This window comes from Streptomyces mexicanus (genome assembly GCF_902506575.1).
Taxonomy (GTDB): domain Bacteria; phylum Actinomycetota; class Actinomycetes; order Streptomycetales; family Streptomycetaceae; genus Streptomyces; species Streptomyces mexicanus.
Window position 1 is genome coordinate 850,921 of the sequence record NZ_LR732544.1, and the last position, 16,138, is coordinate 867,058.

The following is a 16,138-nucleotide window of genomic DNA, read 5'->3' on the forward strand; positions in this document are numbered from 1 at the left end:
TTCAGGGACCGGTCGTGCCGAGGACTCCCGCGACCAGGCGGCGCGCGTGGGCGGTGTCGAGTCCGTCGGGGCGGAAGAGGATGCGGTACATCAGCGGGGCGACGACGGCGTCGACGACGGTCTCGACGTCGGGGGCGTCCTCGCCGCGTTCGGCCGCGCGGGTGAGGATGACGTCGATCTGGTCGGCGGCGTAGGCGGAGCACTGACCGGCGTTGCTGCCGTCGGGGTCGCCGAGCAGGGCGTCCCGGATGTAGGCACGGCCGGTGGGGGAGGCCATCTCGTCGAGGAACTGCTCGGCCCAGGCCGTCAGGTCCGCGCCGAGGGACCCGTGGTCCTGCGGGGCGGTGTCGGGCCGCAGGCGCTCGACGGCGACGTCCGACAGCAGCTCCTGCAGGTCCCCCCAGCGGCGGTAGATCGTCGACGGTGTCACGCCCGCGCGCTGGGCGACCAGCGGTACCGTCAGGGCGTCGCGGCCCACCTCCGACGCGAGATCGCGCACGGCGGCGTGCACGGCTGCCTGGACCCGCGCGCTGCGGCCGCCGGGGCGCACCATCTGCCTGCTCATCCCGCCATCTTAAAGCGAAATCATTGCGTCTGGCGGGGTCGGGCGTGGCCGCCCCGTACGGCCGACGGCTCGGGTGCCGAGCGTGCGAGAGCCGGGGCGGCCTCACCCCGGCGGCGGGTTCGGGCCACCCGGCCGTACCGCCGCCGTCCTCAGGCTGTGGGTGTGAGCGTGCGCGCGGGTGCGGGGTGCGTCTGCTGGTAGGCGTGACCGGCCCGCAGGAGCACGTCCTCGCCGAGCGGGCGTCCCAGAAGCTGCATGCCGATCGGCAGGCCCGCCGTGTCGTGGCCGACGGGGATCGACAGGGACGGAATCCCGGTGATGTTGGCGGGAGCCGACAGGCGTACGTAGGCGTCGGAGACGGCCTCGACGGTGCCGTCGGCCCAGGTGATCGTCTCCTGGCCGGCCCTCACCGCGGTCACCGGGACGGTGGGTGCGGCGATCAGGTCGACCTCTTGGAAGACGCGTGCCCATTCCTGGCGCATGAGAGTGCGGGAGCGCTGGGCGCGCAGGTAGTCCCCGGCGGGCATCAGGGCACCGGCTTCGAGGAGGACGCGGACGTCGGCCTGGTAGAGGTCGGGGACGGTGCGCAGGGTGCCTTCGTGGTAGGTGGTGGCCTCGGGCACCATCAGACCCCACTGGGTGGCCTGGATGTAGCGGGTCATGGGGATCTCGACGTCCACGAGACGCGCGCCGAGGCCCGCGAGCCGGTCCACGGCCCTCCGGACGGCGGCTTCGACCTCGGGCTCGACGTGGTCGAAGTAGTAGCTGCGCGGCACGCCCACCCGCAGGCCCGTCAGGTCGGCGTCCGCTCCCGGCCGGTAGTCCGTGGCCGGTGCGGTCAGGGAGGCCGGGTCGCGCGGGTCGTGTCCGGCCAGGGCGGACAGGACCAGGGCGGCGTCCTCGACGGTGCGGGTGAGGGGGCCGACGTGGTCCAGTGACCAGGACAGGGACGTCACGCCGTGCCGGGGTACGAGGCCGTAGGTCGGCTTGAGGCCGACGACGCCGTTGAGCGCGGCGGGCACCCGGATCGAACCGCCGGTGTCGGTGCCGAGGGCGAAGGTGGCCGTGCCCGCGGCGACCGCGACGGCGGATCCGCCGCTGGAGCCGCCGGCGACCCGGTCGGCGTCCCAGGCGTTGCGGGTCTGCGGGGTGATCAGCCCGTACGCGAACTCATGGGTGTGGGTCTTGCCGATCAGTACGGCTCCGGCCGCGGTAAGGCGTGCGGCAACCGTGCTGTCGGCCTGCGCGCGGTGGCCGGCCCTGACCCGGGAGCCGGCCGACGTCGCCATGTCGGCGACGTCGATCAGGTCCTTGAGGCCCATCGGTATGCCGTGCAGCGGGCCGCGGTGGCGGCCGGCCGCGATGTCCTTCTCGGCTTCCCGCGCGGCCCGGCGGGCGTGCTCGGCGGTGACGGTGACGTAGGCGTGCAGGCGCGGCTCGACCTGTTCGACGCGCTGCAGGACGGAGTCCACCAGCTCGACGGGGGACAGCTGCCGGTTGCGTATCGCGTCGGCCGCCCGGGTCAGGGACAGTTCATACGGCTGCATCGGGCATCTCCTGGTCGGCGCGGTAGGCGGGGGCGAGCGGGGCGTCCCCGAAGTCCAGCTCCCGCAGGACCGCGACGACGGTGTGGATGTGATGGGCGACGGCTGCGACCGCGCCGTGGCGGTCGGGCGGCAGCGGCAGCCCGGCGCGGGCGGCCCAGCGGGCCGCTTCGGGCGCGGTGAGTTTGGGGCAGGACATGGAACTTCTCTTCCTCGGGGCTGGAGCTGTGGCGCGAGCGGCGGCACACACCAATGGCGACAAAAGCTAAGAGTTTGCGTTAGTGGACTCTAGAGCCTACTGTGCCTTAAAGCAAACGCATTGCGTTTAGCCCTCGAGGGGCCCCGAACCCCAGGCCCGCCGTCACGAGACACGTGGCGGGACAACGACACACCGGAAAAGGACCGATCATGAACACGCGGCCACCAGCCCTCGACCCGACCGCCCCCCCCCCCTGGACCGTGGGCGCCGTCACCGTCCCCCGCATCGACGAGATGCTTCTGCCCCCCGCCACCGGACCGTGGCTGCTGCCCGAGGCCACCTCGGAGGTCGTCGCCGGGCAGGACTGGCTGCGCCCCCACTTCGCCGACGACGAGGGCATCCTGCGCATCCACAGCCACAGCTTCGCGTTCACGCTCGCAGGGCAGCGCATCCTGGTCGACACCGGCATCGGCAACGGCAAGGAGCGGGCCAACCCCGCCTGGCACGACCTCGACACCGACTACCTGCGGCGGCTGGCCGCCGCCGGATTCCCCCCGGACTCGGTCGACCTGGTGATCCTCACCCACCTGCACGCCGACCACGTCGGCTGGAACACCCGCCGGACCGGCGGCGAGTGGGCCCCCACCTTCCCCGGCGCCCGCTACCTCCCCTCCCGCGCCGAGCGGGAGTTCTGGGCCGGGTACGCCATGGACGAGCCGCGCCGGCAGATGTTCCGCGACTCCGTGCTCCCGGTCGAGGAGGCAGGGCTGCTCGACCTCGTCGAAGTCCCCGCCGGCGGCGCGAAGATCGCCCCGGGCCTACGCCTGGTCCCCACCCCAGGACACACCCCCGGCCACGTGGCCGTCGAACTGACCAGCCGCGGCGAGACGGCCCTGATCACCGGTGACTGCATCCACCACCCCGTCCAGCTCGCCCACCCCGCCCTCTGCGCCTGCGTCGACATCGACCCCGAACGGTCCGAAGCCACGCGCCGGGAACTGCTCGGCTCGCTCGCCGACACGGACACGCTCCTCCTGGGCACCCACTTCGCGCCGCCCACCGCCGGCCGCGTCGTCACCCATGGGGATGCCTTCCGCCTCTCACCCGTCCCCGCCGCCGGCACACGCTGACCCGCCGACGCCCCCCGGTCGGCGTTCCCGCCGAGTCGCCGTCCCCGGCGTCCTGAGTCCTCAGCACGGCCCTGTCCCGCGGGGGCCTGCGGGACCGTTCGGCGCCCAGCAGGACAGGGCGTGGTCAGCCTCGTGCGCGCCCGGCGTCTTGGAGCTGCTTGTGCAGGTGGTTCCCGCCCCGGGCGCGCAGAGGAGTGTCCGTCTCGGTCAGCACCCTGTGGACGAAGCCGTAGGAGCGTCCATGGGTCTCGGCGATGGAGCGAATGGACATGCCGCGCTCGTACTGCTCCCTCATCGTCCGCGCGAGTTCCTCGCGTGCCGCACCGGTGATCTGCTTGCCCTTGCTCACCACTGGTCCCGGCCTCCTTCCTGATCGACATCTCGCATGTGATCGTCGGATACCCCGCCTGGGCGGAAGGGTCACACAACAGAATCAGGCACCTGCCCCGGATCGGACGCCCTGCATCGGACGTCTCGGATCAGTCCCTCGGATCAGTCCCTCGGATCGGTCTCTCGGATCGGACCTCCCGGACCGGACGTCCCGGACCGGCTCTCTCGGATCGGACGTCCCGGACCGGCTCTCTCGGATCGGACGTCCCGGACCGGCTCTCTCGGCTAGGGCGCCTCGAATCGGGCGCCGGGACAGGGCTGCCAGGCGCGGCGCTGCATGCGGTCAGCTCACCGCCCGCGCGCCCCTGGGCTCGTCGAGGTCGGACCCGGGCGACCGTTCGCGCAGGAGCCGGACGAGGGCGCGGGCCGCGGGCGAGGCCCCCGAGGAGCTCCACACGGCCTGGATCACGCGGGGCGGCACGCCGGACACCGGCACGGCGCACACCTGTGGCATGTGGGCCGCGGTCGCCGCGGAAACCAGCGCGGTCCCGAGGCCGCGGGCCACGAGGTGTTCCAGCAGCGGCATGGCGTCCGCCTCGAAGGCGACGGTCCGCGCGACCCCGGCCGCGGAGAACGCCGCGTCATTGTGCCGACGGATGCCGGAGCCCGGCGGCATGTCGACCATGTCCTCCTCGGCCAGCCGGACCACGTCGACCTGCGCGGCCCCGGCCAGCCGGTGGGCAGGCGGCACGATGGCGACCAACTGCTCCTCGGCCAGACGCCACACGGTCAGGTGGCGCGGGACCTCCCGCGGGTCGGTGTCGACGAACGCGACATCACAGGTGTGGTCACCGACCTGCTGGACGAGGTCGCGGACCAGCCGGGTGCGCAAGGTGACGCGCACCGCCGGGTGCCGTTCCCGGTAGGCGGCGAGCAGGTCCGGCAGGTCCACCGCGCTCAGCGGGGCGATGGTCCCGATGTGCAGGGTGCCCCGCACCTCGCCACCGTGTGCGGCCACTTCATCCCGCGCCCGTTCCGCGGCGGCCAGGGCCTCCCGAGCCGGCCCGAGGAACGCCTCACCGGCTGCGGTGATCCGCACCCGCCGGCTGTTGCGCTCGAACAGGCGGGTGCCCAACTCCTCCTCCAGCCGCGCGATCTGGTGGCTCAGGGCGGACTGGACGACGAAGCAGCGGTGTGCGGCACGGGTGAAGCTGCCGGTCTCGGCGACGGCGACGACGTAGGCGAGCTGGCGGAGTTCCATCCGTGCATCGTGATCCGAGATCGCTGGGATGACAACCATCTGTTGGACTCATCCGACGACGACGGACAGCATGAGACGCGCCGGAGCCGATCCGCTCCGCCGGGGCCGCGCCACCGCCCGCGGCCGCGTCCTTCTCCACAAGGGAGTTCCTCGTGGTGTCCTCCGCGTCTTTGCCCCCGCCCTCCGAGGCGGGCGTCGCCGCCACCGGTGCGCAGCCCGCCACCGACACCGGCGGCGGTCCAGGCTCCCGCACGATCCTGGTGATGTCCGTGGCCGTCGGGCTGTGCGTGGCCGGCAACTACTACGCCCAGCCGCTGTTGGACACCATCGCCCGCGACCTGCATCTGTCGTCCGCGTCGGCGGCGCTCGTGGTGACGGCCGCCCAAGTGGGATACGTGCTGGGACTCGTCCTGCTGCTGCCCCTGGGCGACCTGCTGGAACGGCGCCGCCTGGTGTGCGGCCTCACCCTGGCCACGGCGTGCTCGCTCGCGCTGTCGGCGAGCGCGCCGAACGCCGCGCTGCTCCTCGCCGGGACCGCGCTGACCGGCCTGCTGGCGGTGACGGCGCAGATCCTCGTGCCCTTCGCCGCGGGCCTGGCCGCCCCCCACCGGCGCGGCCGGACGGTGGGCACGGTGATGAGCGGTCTGGTGCTGGGCATGCTGCTGGCCCGCACCGCCTCCGGGGCGCTCGCCGCCGTCGGCGGGTGGCGCACCGTGTACTGGGTCGCGGCGGCGGCCATGCTGGTCCTGACCGCGGTGCTGCACCGGGTGCTGCCGCGCTACCGGGCCAACGCCGGTCTGTCCTACGGGCGGCTGCTGCGCTCCACCGCCGCGTTGCTGATCCAGGAGCCGGTGCTGCGCGTCCGGTCGGTGCTCGGCATGCTGGCCTTCGCCTGCTTCAGCGTGCTGTGGACATCCCTGGCGTTCCTGCTGTCCGGCCCCGGATACGGCTGGTCGGACGGCGAGATCGGCCTTCTCGGACTGGCCGGTGCGGCGGGTGCGATCGCGGCCCAGGCGGCGGGGCGGCTGGCCGACCGCGGCCGTACCACGCTGACCACGGCGGTCGGCGCGCTGCTCCTGCTCGGCTCGTGGTGGCCGGTGGCCCTGGGAGCCCACCATCTGACGGCTCTGCTCATCGGGATCGTGGTGCTGGACCTCGCCCACCAGGGCGTGCACATCACCAACCAGTCCCTGATCTACTCCCTGCGGCCCGAGGCACGCGGACGGATCACCTCGGCCTACATGACGTGCTACTTCGTCGGCGGCGCGGCCGGTTCGGCACTGGCCGGACTGGTCCACGCCCGTGCCGGATGGCAGGGGGTGTGCACCCTGGGTGCCACCCTGGCGGTCCTGCTGTGCCTGGTATGGGCGGCGGACATCGTCAGGGCACGCAGGGCAGCGGCTGTTTCAGTGCCGCCGACGGCGCGCTCGTCGGTCGGGGACCGATGAAGCGCGGAAGGCCCCCGCGCCCGGAGGGACACCGTGGGCCGGACCCAAGGGGGCAGGTGTTCACCGACCAGCGCCGGCTGCGGCGATGGATCAAGAGCGACGTGACACTCCTGCGCGTGCACCAAGCCCTGCGCGGGACGGAGTTCCCGGCCGCGCAGGCCGACCACCTGGCCTGGCTGGAGAGCGTGTCCCGAACCCTCGGCAGCAGCACGTTGTCGGTCGCCGCGGTGGAGATCGTCGTGGCGGAATGGCAGCGGCGCAGCGCCCACCTCGCCGGCTGCCTGCCGCAACCACCGCCGGCCGTCGTCGTGTTGGCGGCACCCCTGCGTGTCCCCGGCGCCTCACGTCGCCGCCTCGTGCCACGCGCCGCCGCCGCGCGGTGACCGGGGTGTGCGGGGAGCGGTCACCGGCCGCCCCTGCTGAGGAACGTCTCCCGGGCACCGGGCGGACCGTGTGGCGCGTGGACCACTGTCCCGTTTTCCGCGGACCGCTGTCCCGCCTCCTTGGGGGGCGTCGTCCTTCTCGGGTTTCTCGGGGATGTCGTCCTCGTCAACGCGTGCCGGGCAGAGCGTTGTCCAGGAGGATCTCTGCGGCCGCCCGTGCGTGTCGGCCGTAGTCCGCGTCGCCCAGCGCCATGGCGCGGCTGGCGGCCCCGTCCGCGAGGGTCACGAGCTGCTCGGCGAGTACGGCGGGCTCGCGGCAGCCCAGTTCCGTCACCAGGGCGGTCACCAGCCGCGCCACAGCGAAGGGGGTCCGGCCCCCTCTCTTCTGCCGCGGCATCGATGCGTCCCCCGGCCCCCCGCGATGACGTGGGTTCGGCGGGGTGCTGTCCGCGGCCCACGGCCCCCGAGAACATCACGACAGAGCCATGCCTGACCACCAGTGAGCTGCCACACGATGCCCCGATCGCACCGGGTCAGGCGATGTCAGACTCGGCGCGGCCGGGCCGTTTCGGTGCCATGATGATCGCCGAGCGGCTTCTCCTTGCGGCACGCCATCCGGCAGCCCCGAGCCGCACCGCGCGACAGCGGGCCGACGAAAGGACTCGGATCAAGGTCGCCCCGCTGACCATCGGCGACGGGATCCCTCTGTTCTCCCGCAAGGCGGCCTTCGACCCGCGCACCTGGACGCTCACCGACCACACGGTTCTCAAGAGCAGCGCGTTGATCCTCACCTATACACGAGCCACCAGCTGACGCCCGGGTGGCCGGGCCGTCCCGTACCGGCGATCGGGCCGGGCGGTCCCCGCACCGGCGACACGAGCAAGTGCCCGGCGCGGGCCTCCCGCGGCGGCCGGGGCCTCGGACGTTCAGGGGGACGATGCCGACGTCAGGCCGTTGTCAGTGCCTGCTGGCAGGATCACCGGCATGACACCGTTGATTCTCACCGACATCGAACGAGCCGTTCGCAGCAGTTGGAGTGCCGAGACGTGCACGCCGGAGTTCCGATCGCGCTGGAGCGAGGACAACCCGGCCCGGGACCAGTGCGGAGTGACCGCCATGGTGCTCAATGACCTGCTGGGAGGCGAACTGATCCGAGGGGAGGTCCACGTCGAGGGGAAGCGTGTGGACTACCACTGGTGGAACCGCCTCGGCATGGGCGTCGAGATCGACCTCACCCGTGAGCAGTTCGGCCCGGAAGAGACCGTCGTCGGAGGCATCGTGATCCCCCGCCCGCCGGTGACCGAATGGCGCAGGCTCAGAGAGGAGTACGAACTTCTCCGTGACCGTGTCCTGGACAAGCTCGAACGGCGGCAGGTGACGGCCTCTGCCCCCGGGCCTCGTCAGCCGGACTGAACCTGTCCGGTTCGCAGGCGGTGGTGGCCGCCCGGGGCGGGGTCGGTCAAGGCCCTCGCCCGGGATCAGGCCGGCACGAGGCCCCCGCCGCCGGCGAGCCCCTCCGCCCTTCCCGGGGTGACGACGGTGAGTTCGTAGTCGTGCCGTGTTCCGGGCTGCCCCTGCCCTTGGCCAACCTGCGGGAGCAGGCGATGAGGTGCGGCCGCCAGCCGCACTCGGGGGCCCGGGTCCGGAGGAGCGCCAGGTCCTGGCGGGTGGCCGTACTGGTGCCTGTGACGGCCCGGACGGGTCGAGCCGGTCCGCCGGCCGGCGGGGAAGCCGCCGACGCCGGCCGGAGACGTGGCGTCGGGCGTGGCACGCGGCTGTCCGGGGCGGCCGGGAGCCGGCGTCCCGGACAGCGGGGAGTGACATCACCGTCAGGCGTAGGTCTCGAACTCGGCGACCTGCGGGGTGCCGGACGCACCGGTGATCTCGTAGGTGATCTTGCGCAGCGAGGTCTGCGGGAAGGTGACCGCGCCCGCGCCGCTGCCGGAGGCCAGGACGACCCCGGTGTCCCCGTTCACGACCCGCCAGGACGTGATGGTTCCCACGGTGCCGGCGGTCTCGCGGATGTCGATGCGCGACACCGAGGTGGGGGAGCCCCACTTGATCGAGATGGAGCCGGTCGGGCCGGCCGGCGACCAGTAGGTGCCCAGGTCACCGTCCCGCACGTTGCCGTAGCTCGTGCCGGATGCCTTGCTGGAGCCGTCGGAACCCGCCCCGATACTGAGGTTCGCCCCGCTGGGCGGGGTCGGCGTGGGGGAGGTCGGCGCGGGGCCCGACGGCGTCGGTGTGGGTGTCGGCCCGGGAGTCTGCGGGGAGCAACTGCCGTCCGACACCCGCAGACCCTTGTTCGCGCCCGCCGTGGCGGTGACGACATCCGGCACGCAGGCGGCCGGGTCGAGACGGTAGGAGTACGGGATGCTGACCGTGGTGTTGGACGTGGGGTCCGGGCCCGCGGGATGGTTCTCCGTGCCCTCGGCGGACCAGGTCACGTTGTCGTAGATGTTGCCGCTGACCTGCCAGTAACCGAGTTTGTCGGTGTAGAAGGTGCCGAGGACGTCCTTGGAGTCCTTGAAGTAGTTGTTCTCCACCTTGACGTGCGCCCCGACCCGGGAGTTGATGCCGGACTTGTTCAGGCTCACGAAGTAGTTGTCGTAGGTGTGGGCCGTGCCGCCGCGCAGCAGGGGCGCGCGGGAGTCGATGTTCTCGTACAGGTTGTGGTGGTAGGTGACGAAGCTGCTGGAGACGTCGGTGTCGCTGTGCCCGACGAGGCCGCCCCGGCCGGAGTTGCGCAGGATGCTGTAGGACAGCGTCACGTACCGGGTGTTGTCCTTCAGGTCGAAGAGGCTGTCGTAGCCCTCGTCCTCGCCGCCCGAGGCTTCCAGAGTGACGTGGTCGACCCAGACGTTGTGGACATCGGTCTCCATGCCGATGGCGTCGCCGCCGTTGGAGGTGGGTGAGCCCGACTTCTTGACGTTCCGGACCGTCACGTTCCGGATGATGATGTTGCTGGAGTCGCGGACGTGGATGCCCAGTTGGTCGAACACGGCCCCGCTGCCCACCCCGATGAGCGTGACGTTGCTGACGCCCTTCAACTCGATCCTGTCGTCGGCGGTGTCGCAGCTGTCGCCCGAGACCTTGCTGGTGTTGCCGTGATCGATGGTCCCCTCGACCTCGATGACGAGGGGGGTGCTGCTGTCGGCCCGGTTGCACAGGGCCTGGTGGATCTGCGTTCCCGTGGTGGCCCGGACCGTCTGTCCGCCCGTCCCGCCGGTGGTGCCGCCGTTCTGGGTGGCGTAGCCGCCGGCGTCGTCGGTCGCCGCCGATGCCTCGGGCCCCGACAGCGCCACGCCGGTCGCGGCGGCGGCCGCGAGGGCCATCGTGGCCAGCGCCGCGTGGACTCGCGTGGCTCTTGGTCGTCTCATCCTCGCCCTGTCCTTTCGTCGTCGAACGCGGTGCCGATCCGTTCACCTTGTTCACAAGGCTGAATGTCCATCGAAGTGATGAACGGTACGGCGGAACGTACGTCAACCCTTGCGGGAGTCGATGTCGATGAGCGGATGCCCGTCTGCGCGGCTCCCTCGGGCGTGAAAGCGCTTTCCGACAGGGAGGTTAGGGTGACGCGGGAGAGGCGACAAGGTTCTGTGCAGTTATGGAGTTGGTGCTTCCGCTTCATTCACATGAACGGGGCCTTTCTGAGGGCTGCGCTTCGTCCCAGGAAGGCCGAGCGGTGCCGCAACCACGGCGGCTGAACGCCCCGGGTGTCACCGGCGGCCGATAACGTGAACGCCGTGATGGTGGGTACTGAAGAAACCCGGCTGGTCGTGCTCCGCGGCAACAGTGCCTCGGGCAAGTCGTCCGTGGCGGCCGGCCTGCGCGAGAGGTTCGGCCGTGGCCTGGCCCTGGTCGGGCAGGACAACCTCCGCCGCATCGTGCTGCGCGAACGGGACCGGCCCGGCGCGGCCAACATCGGCCTGATCGACCTGACGGCCCGCTACGCCCTGGACGCGGGCTATCACGTCGTGGTCGAGGGCATCCTCTACGCCGACCACTACGGCGACATGCTCGCCCGGCTGCGTGCCGACCACCGGGGCCCGACCCACGCCTACTACCTGGACGTGCCGTTCGAGGAGACCCTCGCCCGGCATGCCACCAAGCCGATCGCCGACGACGTCGACGCGACGCAACTGCGCGACTGGTACCGGCCGCGCGATCTGCTCCCCGGTGGCGTCGAGACCGTCATCGGAGCGGACAGCACTCTGCGGGAGACCATTGACCGCATCATGCTCGACACCGGCCTGGCCCGCTTGCCCGCGCTGGATCGCTGAGCGGGGCGCCTTGCGGCAGGTGGTGAGCCGTCGTTGCCCACTGTCGTAGCCGAGTGAGGGGTCGGACGAGCAGTGGCGTCGCGACCGGGCTGGTCTTCACCGCGTGGGTCTCCCGCCCGGATCGCCGTTCGGGTCTCGCGGCGTGAAGGACCGGCACCGTTCGGGCAGTGGCCGTCGGGGCGCGTACGGGATGCCTGAGATCGTCAACGCGATCCCGCGATCCCGCGATCCCGCGATCCCGCGATCCCCTGGCCTCTGCGTCATCTTCTGGGGCTCATCGGATGCGGGGCGCGGTCAGGCGAGGGTTTCGCCGCCATCTACGGTGATGACCTGGCCGGTGACGTAGTTGTTCGCCATGAGGAAGAGGGCCGAGGCGGCGGCTTCCTCGGCGGTGCCGAAGCGGCCGAGGGGAGCGGTCGATCCGGCGGCGGCGATCGCGTCGTCGGAGTCCAGCCCCGGTGCCGAGCGCAGGAGCGGTGTGTCGATCCGGCCGAAGCGGACGGCGTTCACGCGCAGCCGTGCGGGCGCGAGTTCCACGGCGAGGGCCCTGGTGAGGGTCTCCACGGCACCGACGACCGACAGCGGGGCGGACATCCCGGGAGCGGGGCGGACCACGAGAATCCCTGAGCTGAACGTGAGCGAGCCTCCCGCTGGAAGCCGGGTCGCCGCCGCGCGGGCCGCGGTGAAGGCCGCCTGGAGGCGGGAGTCCAAGGTGGTGCGGATGTCGTCGGCTGACAGCCCGGTCAGGGGGCCGGCGCCGCTGATGCCTCCCGCGGTGACGAACACATGGTCGACGCGACCTGCCCTGTCGCATGCCTCGGCGAGGGTCTGCTCGTCGCCGCCGTCGCCGGCAACGGCCAGCACGGCGTCGTCGCGATCCTCGGCCGGGCTTGCGCCTCGCACCCGGGAGACCGCGGCCTTCAGCCGGTCCGGATCGCGGCCGACCAGCACGACGCGGGCGCCGACCGAACGCAGCAGGACGGCTGCCGCCAGCCCGATGCCCGAGCTTCCGCCGATGAGAACGGCGGTCGAACCGGAGAGCGCGCTCGGCAGCGGCGAGCGAACGGGGATGGGAGTCGCAGTGCTCACGGGAAAGCCTTCCAGAGAAGTAAACCAACTGGTTGTTTTAGCGCTGGCCCGATACTGCCGCCTGGACGGAGCGGAGTCAACCGGATGGGTTAATCTGCTCATGGCCTATGACGCGGAAGACACCAGACGGCGCATCTTCGCCGCCGCCACCGCCGAGTTCGCCGAGCACGGCTTGGCGGGGGCCAGGGTGGACCGGATCGCGACGGCCGCCAAGGCCAACAAGCAGGCCATCTACCTGTATTACGGGAGCAAGGAGAAGCTGTTCGCCGCCGTCCTGCGGGCGAAGCTGGAGGAGGTCCGCGCCTCCGTCTCCATCGATCCCGACGCGGTGGCCGAGTCGGTGGGGCAACTCTTCGACTGGTACCAGGAACACCCGGAGCTGATCAGGCTGCTGCTGTGGGAGGCGCTGGAGGCGGGCGACGAACCCGAGGAGAGCGAGCGGGAGCGCCGCGACGGTTTCCGTGAGAAGGTCCACCATCTCGTGGACGGAGGTGTGGGCCGGGATCTCCCCGAGGACGCGCGCGTCCGCGCCGCCCAGGACCTGCTGTTCACCATCATGGGACTGATCGCGTGGAACTTCGCGGTGCCCAGGATGGTCCGCGTGGTCCTGGACGAGGACACCTACCAGGCCGCCTTCGCCCGCCGCCGCGAGACAGTGATCGAAGCCGCTCGCACACTCGCCGGCGCCACCGGACGCCTCCACAGCAGGGTCTCGGAGTAGCGGTTCGGGCACGCCGCCGCCGAGGCTTCGGTCATCGAGCCGCCGAAGTTCCACCGACACCTGCCGACTTCAACGCGTCTGTGTACGGCCGTCGGTACCCGAGGACGAAGCCCCGTTGTCCACGCGGCCCAGCGAGGACGGTGGCCGGCCACGCGCAACCACGCCGTGCTGGGAAGAGCGAGGACACCACCCGCCGGCGGCCACCGCGCCCACCACCACTGACCCCCTGGCCGCCGTCGGCGTCAGCCCGACCAGGGCGTGGACGACGCGTTCGGCCTGGGGCCGAGCATCCCTCGCGCCGCGCGCCGTGCGGTCGGCCGGGGGCCTCCCGCCAGCGCTGCGCGCGCCCTCACCCGCCGGGCCGACACGTGCGGCGCGAACCGGTCGGCTCAGGGGTTCCAGTACACGTCGGTGAACGTCCGGTCGAAGCGCCCGGCCTCCAGGTCCTTGCGCTGGATCGCCCAGTGGACGCTGGACCCGGCCGCCACATCGCCGAGCTCGGGGCTCCAGCTCGCGAGCAGCACCCAGTCCTCGACGTTCTCCGACACCGGCTCCCCACCGCCCCACTCGCCCGTCGACGCCTGCTCCACCGCGCACTCCACCAGGCCTGCCAGCGGGTCGAGATGAACCATCTCCTCGTCGGCGTAGCCGCCTATGTGCAGGGGGCCCCGGAGGTCGAGGTAGCGGCACGCCATCTCCCACTCCTCGGCCAGTTCCTCGGCGTGGGGGAAGCCGGGCAGGGGCTCCAGGTCGCCATCGGGCAGTTCGATCTCGTAGTGGTACGGCAGTGACGGCTCGGTCCGCACCCGCAACTCGCCCTGCGGGAAGGCGTCGGCCACCTCCCGCTCCTCCGGAATGCCGTGGGGATCCCAGGCGTACGTGTCGTGTTCCTCCGTGGCAGCCCCGGCGGGGACGTGCACGACCGCACCGTGGTTGCCGAGGTCACCCCTGTCGCGCGGCCAGGCGAAGAGGAGCAGGTGTCCGTCGGACGGCAGGGGCAGGTCCGTCGAGGCCGGCGGCAGCGCCGTGAGGTCGATGGAGGCGACGTAGGGGAACGGCGGGTGCGGGGTGCCGACCGGCAGCAGCACGGGGCCGCCGAACCGGGCGGCGGCCGGGCCGTCCTCGCGCGTCGACAGCACCGCGCAGGGCCGCACCATGTCGATCCAGCGGTCGACTTCGTCGGCAGGGATGTCCAGTTGGACCGCCGCGTCGCGGAAACGGGTCAGTCGCTCGCGTAGCTTTTCGAAAGTCACACGACCAAGGTAGGGCCCGGCACTGACAACGATGCCGAAACTCGGGTTCCGGTGGTCGCGGCGCGGGTGCCGACCCGCTGTGCCGGGCGGCCCTCGCGCCGGTCGACTCGCGTGCGGGCGACCGATCGGACCGATGCGCTCACGGCGTCGGCGGGCCGGGTCGGGTCGGGTGCAACGTCGATTCGGGCCGGCTCCGCACGGTCGCCCGCGTCGGCTTTCCCGTGGCGGGGGCGGTGACTTCGCCGGCCGGGTCACCGAGGCGGGTTCCGGCGCGCCTACACGGCACTCCGGGAACGAGCCGTGAGGAACGGGCTCGTGCCGCACGTCACCGTCGGTGCCGTCGTCGGCCTCGTCTGCGGCGGAGAACCGGTTCCGCCGCCGCTCCGATACCGGGCCGGCGCGCGGTGACGGCGGGGTCAGTGGACGCTGAGGACGAGGACCGCGCTGTGACCGGTGACGGACCTGACCAGGATGTCGAGATGGTTGAGCAGCGAGCTGTGGCCGGCCGGGGTGGTCGAGGACAGGGAGATGCCCGGCCCGGTCGCCTCCACGGTCACCGCGTCGGCGGAGATCCCCGTGGCCGTGAGCCGGCCGAAGCCGAACTTGGCCACGTCCATGGCGAGTACCTCGCCCGGGATGACGGTGACGGTGCAGTGGCCCTCGCGGCAGCCGGGCCCCGGCGGGGCCGGGGACGAGGGCCCGGTCGCGTCGGCCGCGCCGGAGGGCGACTCGGTCGTCTCTGCGCCGTGCACGGGCGAGGGGACGGTCGTAGGGGCGGCGACCGCCGAGGCGGAGGACGCCGACGGTACGGAAGCGTCCGCGCCCTCGTGATGGCGCACGACCGTCCCGCAGCCGCCGAGCACTGCCACGACGAGCGTCGCGGCAACCGCCACGACCGCCCTGCTCCGGAACGCGTTCATCAGTTGTCTCCTCAGGAGCCGAGCCGTTCTTTCATCCGGCTGGAGGTTTCTACCCCTGCCCTTCAGGGAGGGGTCCCGGATCCACCGGGGCACGGTGGTGCGCCGGTGCGCGCAGGAGGGACGCGCGCACCCCCGTGCCGGGCTCTGGGAGGCTGACAATCAGCACGGTTCGCCGGAACGCCGGGCGTGGCCGACCGCGTTACTCCCCGGTCGTCGCGAAGACCTGGTCCGCCGTCGTGAAGCTGTGCTCGGCCGATTCGCGTCCTTCGTCGAGGTGGCCGAAGTATGCGGTGTCCGCCGTCCCGGTGAGCACTGCCAGCAGGAAGGCGAGGCATCCCATGTCATGGTGCTCCCACAGAGGGCCGCGCCCCTCGTTGTAGAGGACGGTCCACTCGTCGGGATGCCGACCGGGCCGCGCCAGCCAGTACAGGAAAGCCCCCGTGCCCTCTTCGAAGGCCCAGGGCAGGACTTTCGCCCCCGCCTCCTGCAGGGCGGCGGGTTTGTCCTCGGACTCCCACAGGTCGGCCAGGATCTCCTCCCGCTGCGCCGCCTGCGCGTGCAGGTCGCAGTCGTCGTAGGCGGAGTCGGGGACGAGCAGCCAGATCGTCTCGTCGAAGAGGCCGTCGCCGTATGTCTCGACGAGCTGCTTGTAGTCGGCGGGCACCGCTGTGCCCAGGGTGCGCTCGGCTTCCGGCCAGTCCACCGGGGGTGGCGGATCGGTGGGCGGCGGACAGAGGCGGACGAGCGCATCGAGGTCGGTCATGGAGACGGACGCTACCGAACACCGGCCGTATGCAAGGGCGGAGGGTCGGCCGGACGAGGATCTGCAGCGCGACCCGGCCGAATGGGCGGCGCGGACGCGGAACGGCACCGAGCGTACAGGGGAGCGGGCGACGTGTCCGTCGTGTCGGGGCGGCGCGACGGTGACGCCCGGTCTTCGTGGAAGTGCCTCCTTCAGGCTTCAGGCCCCCGGCCGTGCGCGGGAAGTATGGGCGGGGACGAGGAGCAGGAG

The 16,138-nt window shown here is 72.0% G+C and carries 18 protein-coding genes; 7 read left to right on the forward strand and 11 right to left on the reverse strand.

Translation table 11 applies throughout. From position 1 onward, the window contains the following. Window position 1 precedes the first annotated feature (1 nt). From GV126_RS03865 to GV126_RS03875, 3 genes are all read right to left on the reverse strand, one after another. Window positions 2-565, reverse strand: coding sequence for a TetR/AcrR family transcriptional regulator (locus GV126_RS03865; RefSeq protein ID WP_159662684.1), 564 nt, complete (start codon window positions 563-565; stop codon window positions 2-4). A gap of 149 nt (window positions 566-714) precedes the next feature. Continuing rightward, a complete protein-coding gene (locus GV126_RS03870; protein WP_159662686.1) occupies window positions 715-2,112 on the reverse strand; it encodes an amidase in 1,398 nt (465 codons plus the stop codon). Next, the gene (locus GV126_RS03875) at window positions 2,099-2,308 is read right to left on the reverse strand and encodes a hypothetical protein (protein ID WP_159662688.1); all 210 of its coding nucleotides are present in this window, start codon (window positions 2,306-2,308) and stop codon (window positions 2,099-2,101) included. The genes GV126_RS03870 and GV126_RS03875 overlap by 14 nt, the downstream gene beginning before the upstream one ends. A 209-nt stretch (window positions 2,309-2,517) precedes the next feature. Here GV126_RS03875 and GV126_RS03880 point away from each other — a divergent pair, with 209 nt between their 5' ends. Continuing rightward, the gene (locus tag GV126_RS03880) at window positions 2,518-3,438 is read left to right on the forward strand and encodes an MBL fold metallo-hydrolase (RefSeq protein ID WP_159662690.1); all 921 of its coding nucleotides are present in this window, start codon (window positions 2,518-2,520) and stop codon (window positions 3,436-3,438) included. A 124-nt stretch (window positions 3,439-3,562) separates the two neighbouring features. Here GV126_RS03880 and GV126_RS03885 read toward each other — a convergent pair whose 3' ends face one another. Both GV126_RS03885 and GV126_RS03890 read right to left on the reverse strand, forming a co-directional pair. Next, a complete protein-coding gene (locus GV126_RS03885) occupies window positions 3,563-3,787 on the reverse strand; it encodes a helix-turn-helix domain-containing protein (protein WP_159662692.1) in 225 nt (74 codons plus the stop codon). A gap of 324 nt (window positions 3,788-4,111) precedes the next feature. Continuing rightward, window positions 4,112-5,029, reverse strand: a complete 918-nt coding sequence (locus GV126_RS03890; RefSeq protein WP_159662694.1) for a LysR family transcriptional regulator — start codon at window positions 5,027-5,029, stop codon at window positions 4,112-4,114. 152 nt (window positions 5,030-5,181) lie between these two features. On the opposite strand from GV126_RS03890, the gene GV126_RS03895 reads away from it, so the two are divergent. Both GV126_RS03895 and GV126_RS03900 read left to right on the forward strand, forming a co-directional pair. Next, window positions 5,182-6,477, forward strand: a complete 1,296-nt coding sequence (locus GV126_RS03895) for an MFS transporter (RefSeq protein ID WP_438947826.1) — start codon at window positions 5,182-5,184, stop codon at window positions 6,475-6,477. Between the two features lie 56 nt (window positions 6,478-6,533). Beyond that, a complete protein-coding gene (locus tag GV126_RS03900) occupies window positions 6,534-6,860 on the forward strand; it encodes a hypothetical protein (protein ID WP_159662696.1) in 327 nt (108 codons plus the stop codon). 166 nt (window positions 6,861-7,026) lie between these two features. On the opposite strand, the gene GV126_RS03905 is transcribed toward GV126_RS03900, so the two are convergent. Next, window positions 7,027-7,257: a hypothetical protein gene (locus tag GV126_RS03905; RefSeq protein WP_236569869.1), complete on the reverse strand. Its 231-nt coding sequence runs from the start codon at window positions 7,255-7,257 to the stop codon at window positions 7,027-7,029. A 143-nt stretch (window positions 7,258-7,400) separates the two neighbouring features. Between GV126_RS03905 and GV126_RS35645 the strand changes: the two genes are divergently transcribed. Continuing rightward, entirely contained in the window at window positions 7,401-7,673 is a 273-nt protein-coding gene (locus GV126_RS35645) for a dihydrofolate reductase family protein (protein ID WP_185947682.1), read from the forward strand. Window positions 7,674-7,844: 171 nt separating this feature from the next. Beyond that, window positions 7,845-8,273, forward strand: coding sequence for a YunG family protein (locus GV126_RS03915; protein WP_159662698.1), 429 nt, complete (start codon window positions 7,845-7,847; stop codon window positions 8,271-8,273). A 416-nt stretch (window positions 8,274-8,689) separates the two neighbouring features. Here GV126_RS03915 and GV126_RS03920 read toward each other — a convergent pair whose 3' ends face one another. Then, window positions 8,690-10,240, reverse strand: a complete 1,551-nt coding sequence (locus GV126_RS03920) for a pectate lyase family protein (RefSeq protein ID WP_159662700.1) — start codon at window positions 10,238-10,240, stop codon at window positions 8,690-8,692. 369 nt (window positions 10,241-10,609) lie between these two features. Here GV126_RS03920 and GV126_RS03925 point away from each other — a divergent pair, with 369 nt between their 5' ends. Beyond that, window positions 10,610-11,143: an AAA family ATPase gene (locus tag GV126_RS03925; protein ID WP_185947680.1), complete on the forward strand. Its 534-nt coding sequence runs from the start codon at window positions 10,610-10,612 to the stop codon at window positions 11,141-11,143. Window positions 11,144-11,437: 294 nt separating this feature from the next. On the opposite strand, the gene GV126_RS03930 is transcribed toward GV126_RS03925, so the two are convergent. Beyond that, entirely contained in the window at window positions 11,438-12,232 is a 795-nt protein-coding gene (locus GV126_RS03930; protein ID WP_236569870.1) for an SDR family oxidoreductase, read from the reverse strand. 100 nt (window positions 12,233-12,332) lie between these two features. Here GV126_RS03930 and GV126_RS03935 point away from each other — a divergent pair, with 100 nt between their 5' ends. Then, entirely contained in the window at window positions 12,333-12,953 is a 621-nt protein-coding gene (locus GV126_RS03935; RefSeq protein ID WP_159662706.1) for a TetR/AcrR family transcriptional regulator, read from the forward strand. Between the two features lie 389 nt (window positions 12,954-13,342). Here GV126_RS03935 and GV126_RS03940 read toward each other — a convergent pair whose 3' ends face one another. The 3 genes from GV126_RS03940 to GV126_RS03950 form a co-directional block, all read right to left on the reverse strand. Then, the gene (locus GV126_RS03940; protein WP_159662708.1) at window positions 13,343-14,206 is read right to left on the reverse strand and encodes a DUF1963 domain-containing protein; all 864 of its coding nucleotides are present in this window, start codon (window positions 14,204-14,206) and stop codon (window positions 13,343-13,345) included. A gap of 416 nt (window positions 14,207-14,622) precedes the next feature. Next, a complete protein-coding gene (locus GV126_RS03945; protein WP_159662710.1) occupies window positions 14,623-15,126 on the reverse strand; it encodes a hypothetical protein in 504 nt (167 codons plus the stop codon). A gap of 199 nt (window positions 15,127-15,325) precedes the next feature. Beyond that, a complete protein-coding gene (locus GV126_RS03950) occupies window positions 15,326-15,889 on the reverse strand; it encodes an SMI1/KNR4 family protein (protein ID WP_202035841.1) in 564 nt (187 codons plus the stop codon). Between the last annotated feature and the right edge of the window lie 249 nt (window positions 15,890-16,138).

Bases quoted from the DNA above. Each gene is read 5' to 3' on its own strand.
- GV126_RS03865 (WP_159662684.1), bottom strand. From the start codon at position 565: ATGAGCAGGCAGATGGTGCGCCCCGGCGGCCGCAGCGCGCGGGTCCAG.
- GV126_RS03870 (WP_159662686.1), bottom strand. From the start codon at position 2,112: ATGCAGCCGTATGAACTGTCCCTGACCCGGGCGGCCGACGCGATACGC.
- GV126_RS03875 (WP_159662688.1), bottom strand. From the start codon at position 2,308: ATGTCCTGCCCCAAACTCACCGCGCCCGAAGCGGCCCGCTGGGCCGCC.
- GV126_RS03880 (WP_159662690.1), top strand. From the start codon at position 2,518: ATGAACACGCGGCCACCAGCCCTCGACCCGACCGCCCCCCCCCCCTGG.
- GV126_RS03890 (WP_159662694.1), bottom strand. From the start codon at position 5,029: ATGGAACTCCGCCAGCTCGCCTACGTCGTCGCCGTCGCCGAGACCGGC.
- GV126_RS03905 (WP_236569869.1), bottom strand. From the start codon at position 7,257: ATGCCGCGGCAGAAGAGAGGGGGCCGGACCCCCTTCGCTGTGGCGCGG.
- GV126_RS35645 (WP_185947682.1), top strand. From the start codon at position 7,401: ATGTCAGACTCGGCGCGGCCGGGCCGTTTCGGTGCCATGATGATCGCC.
- GV126_RS03915 (WP_159662698.1), top strand. From the start codon at position 7,845: ATGACACCGTTGATTCTCACCGACATCGAACGAGCCGTTCGCAGCAGT.
- GV126_RS03920 (WP_159662700.1), bottom strand. From the start codon at position 10,240: ATGAGACGACCAAGAGCCACGCGAGTCCACGCGGCGCTGGCCACGATG.
- GV126_RS03925 (WP_185947680.1), top strand. From the start codon at position 10,610: ATGGTGGGTACTGAAGAAACCCGGCTGGTCGTGCTCCGCGGCAACAGT.
- GV126_RS03935 (WP_159662706.1), top strand. From the start codon at position 12,333: ATGGCCTATGACGCGGAAGACACCAGACGGCGCATCTTCGCCGCCGCC.
- GV126_RS03945 (WP_159662710.1), bottom strand. From the start codon at position 15,126: ATGAACGCGTTCCGGAGCAGGGCGGTCGTGGCGGTTGCCGCGACGCTC.
- GV126_RS03950 (WP_202035841.1), bottom strand. From the start codon at position 15,889: ATGACCGACCTCGATGCGCTCGTCCGCCTCTGTCCGCCGCCCACCGAT.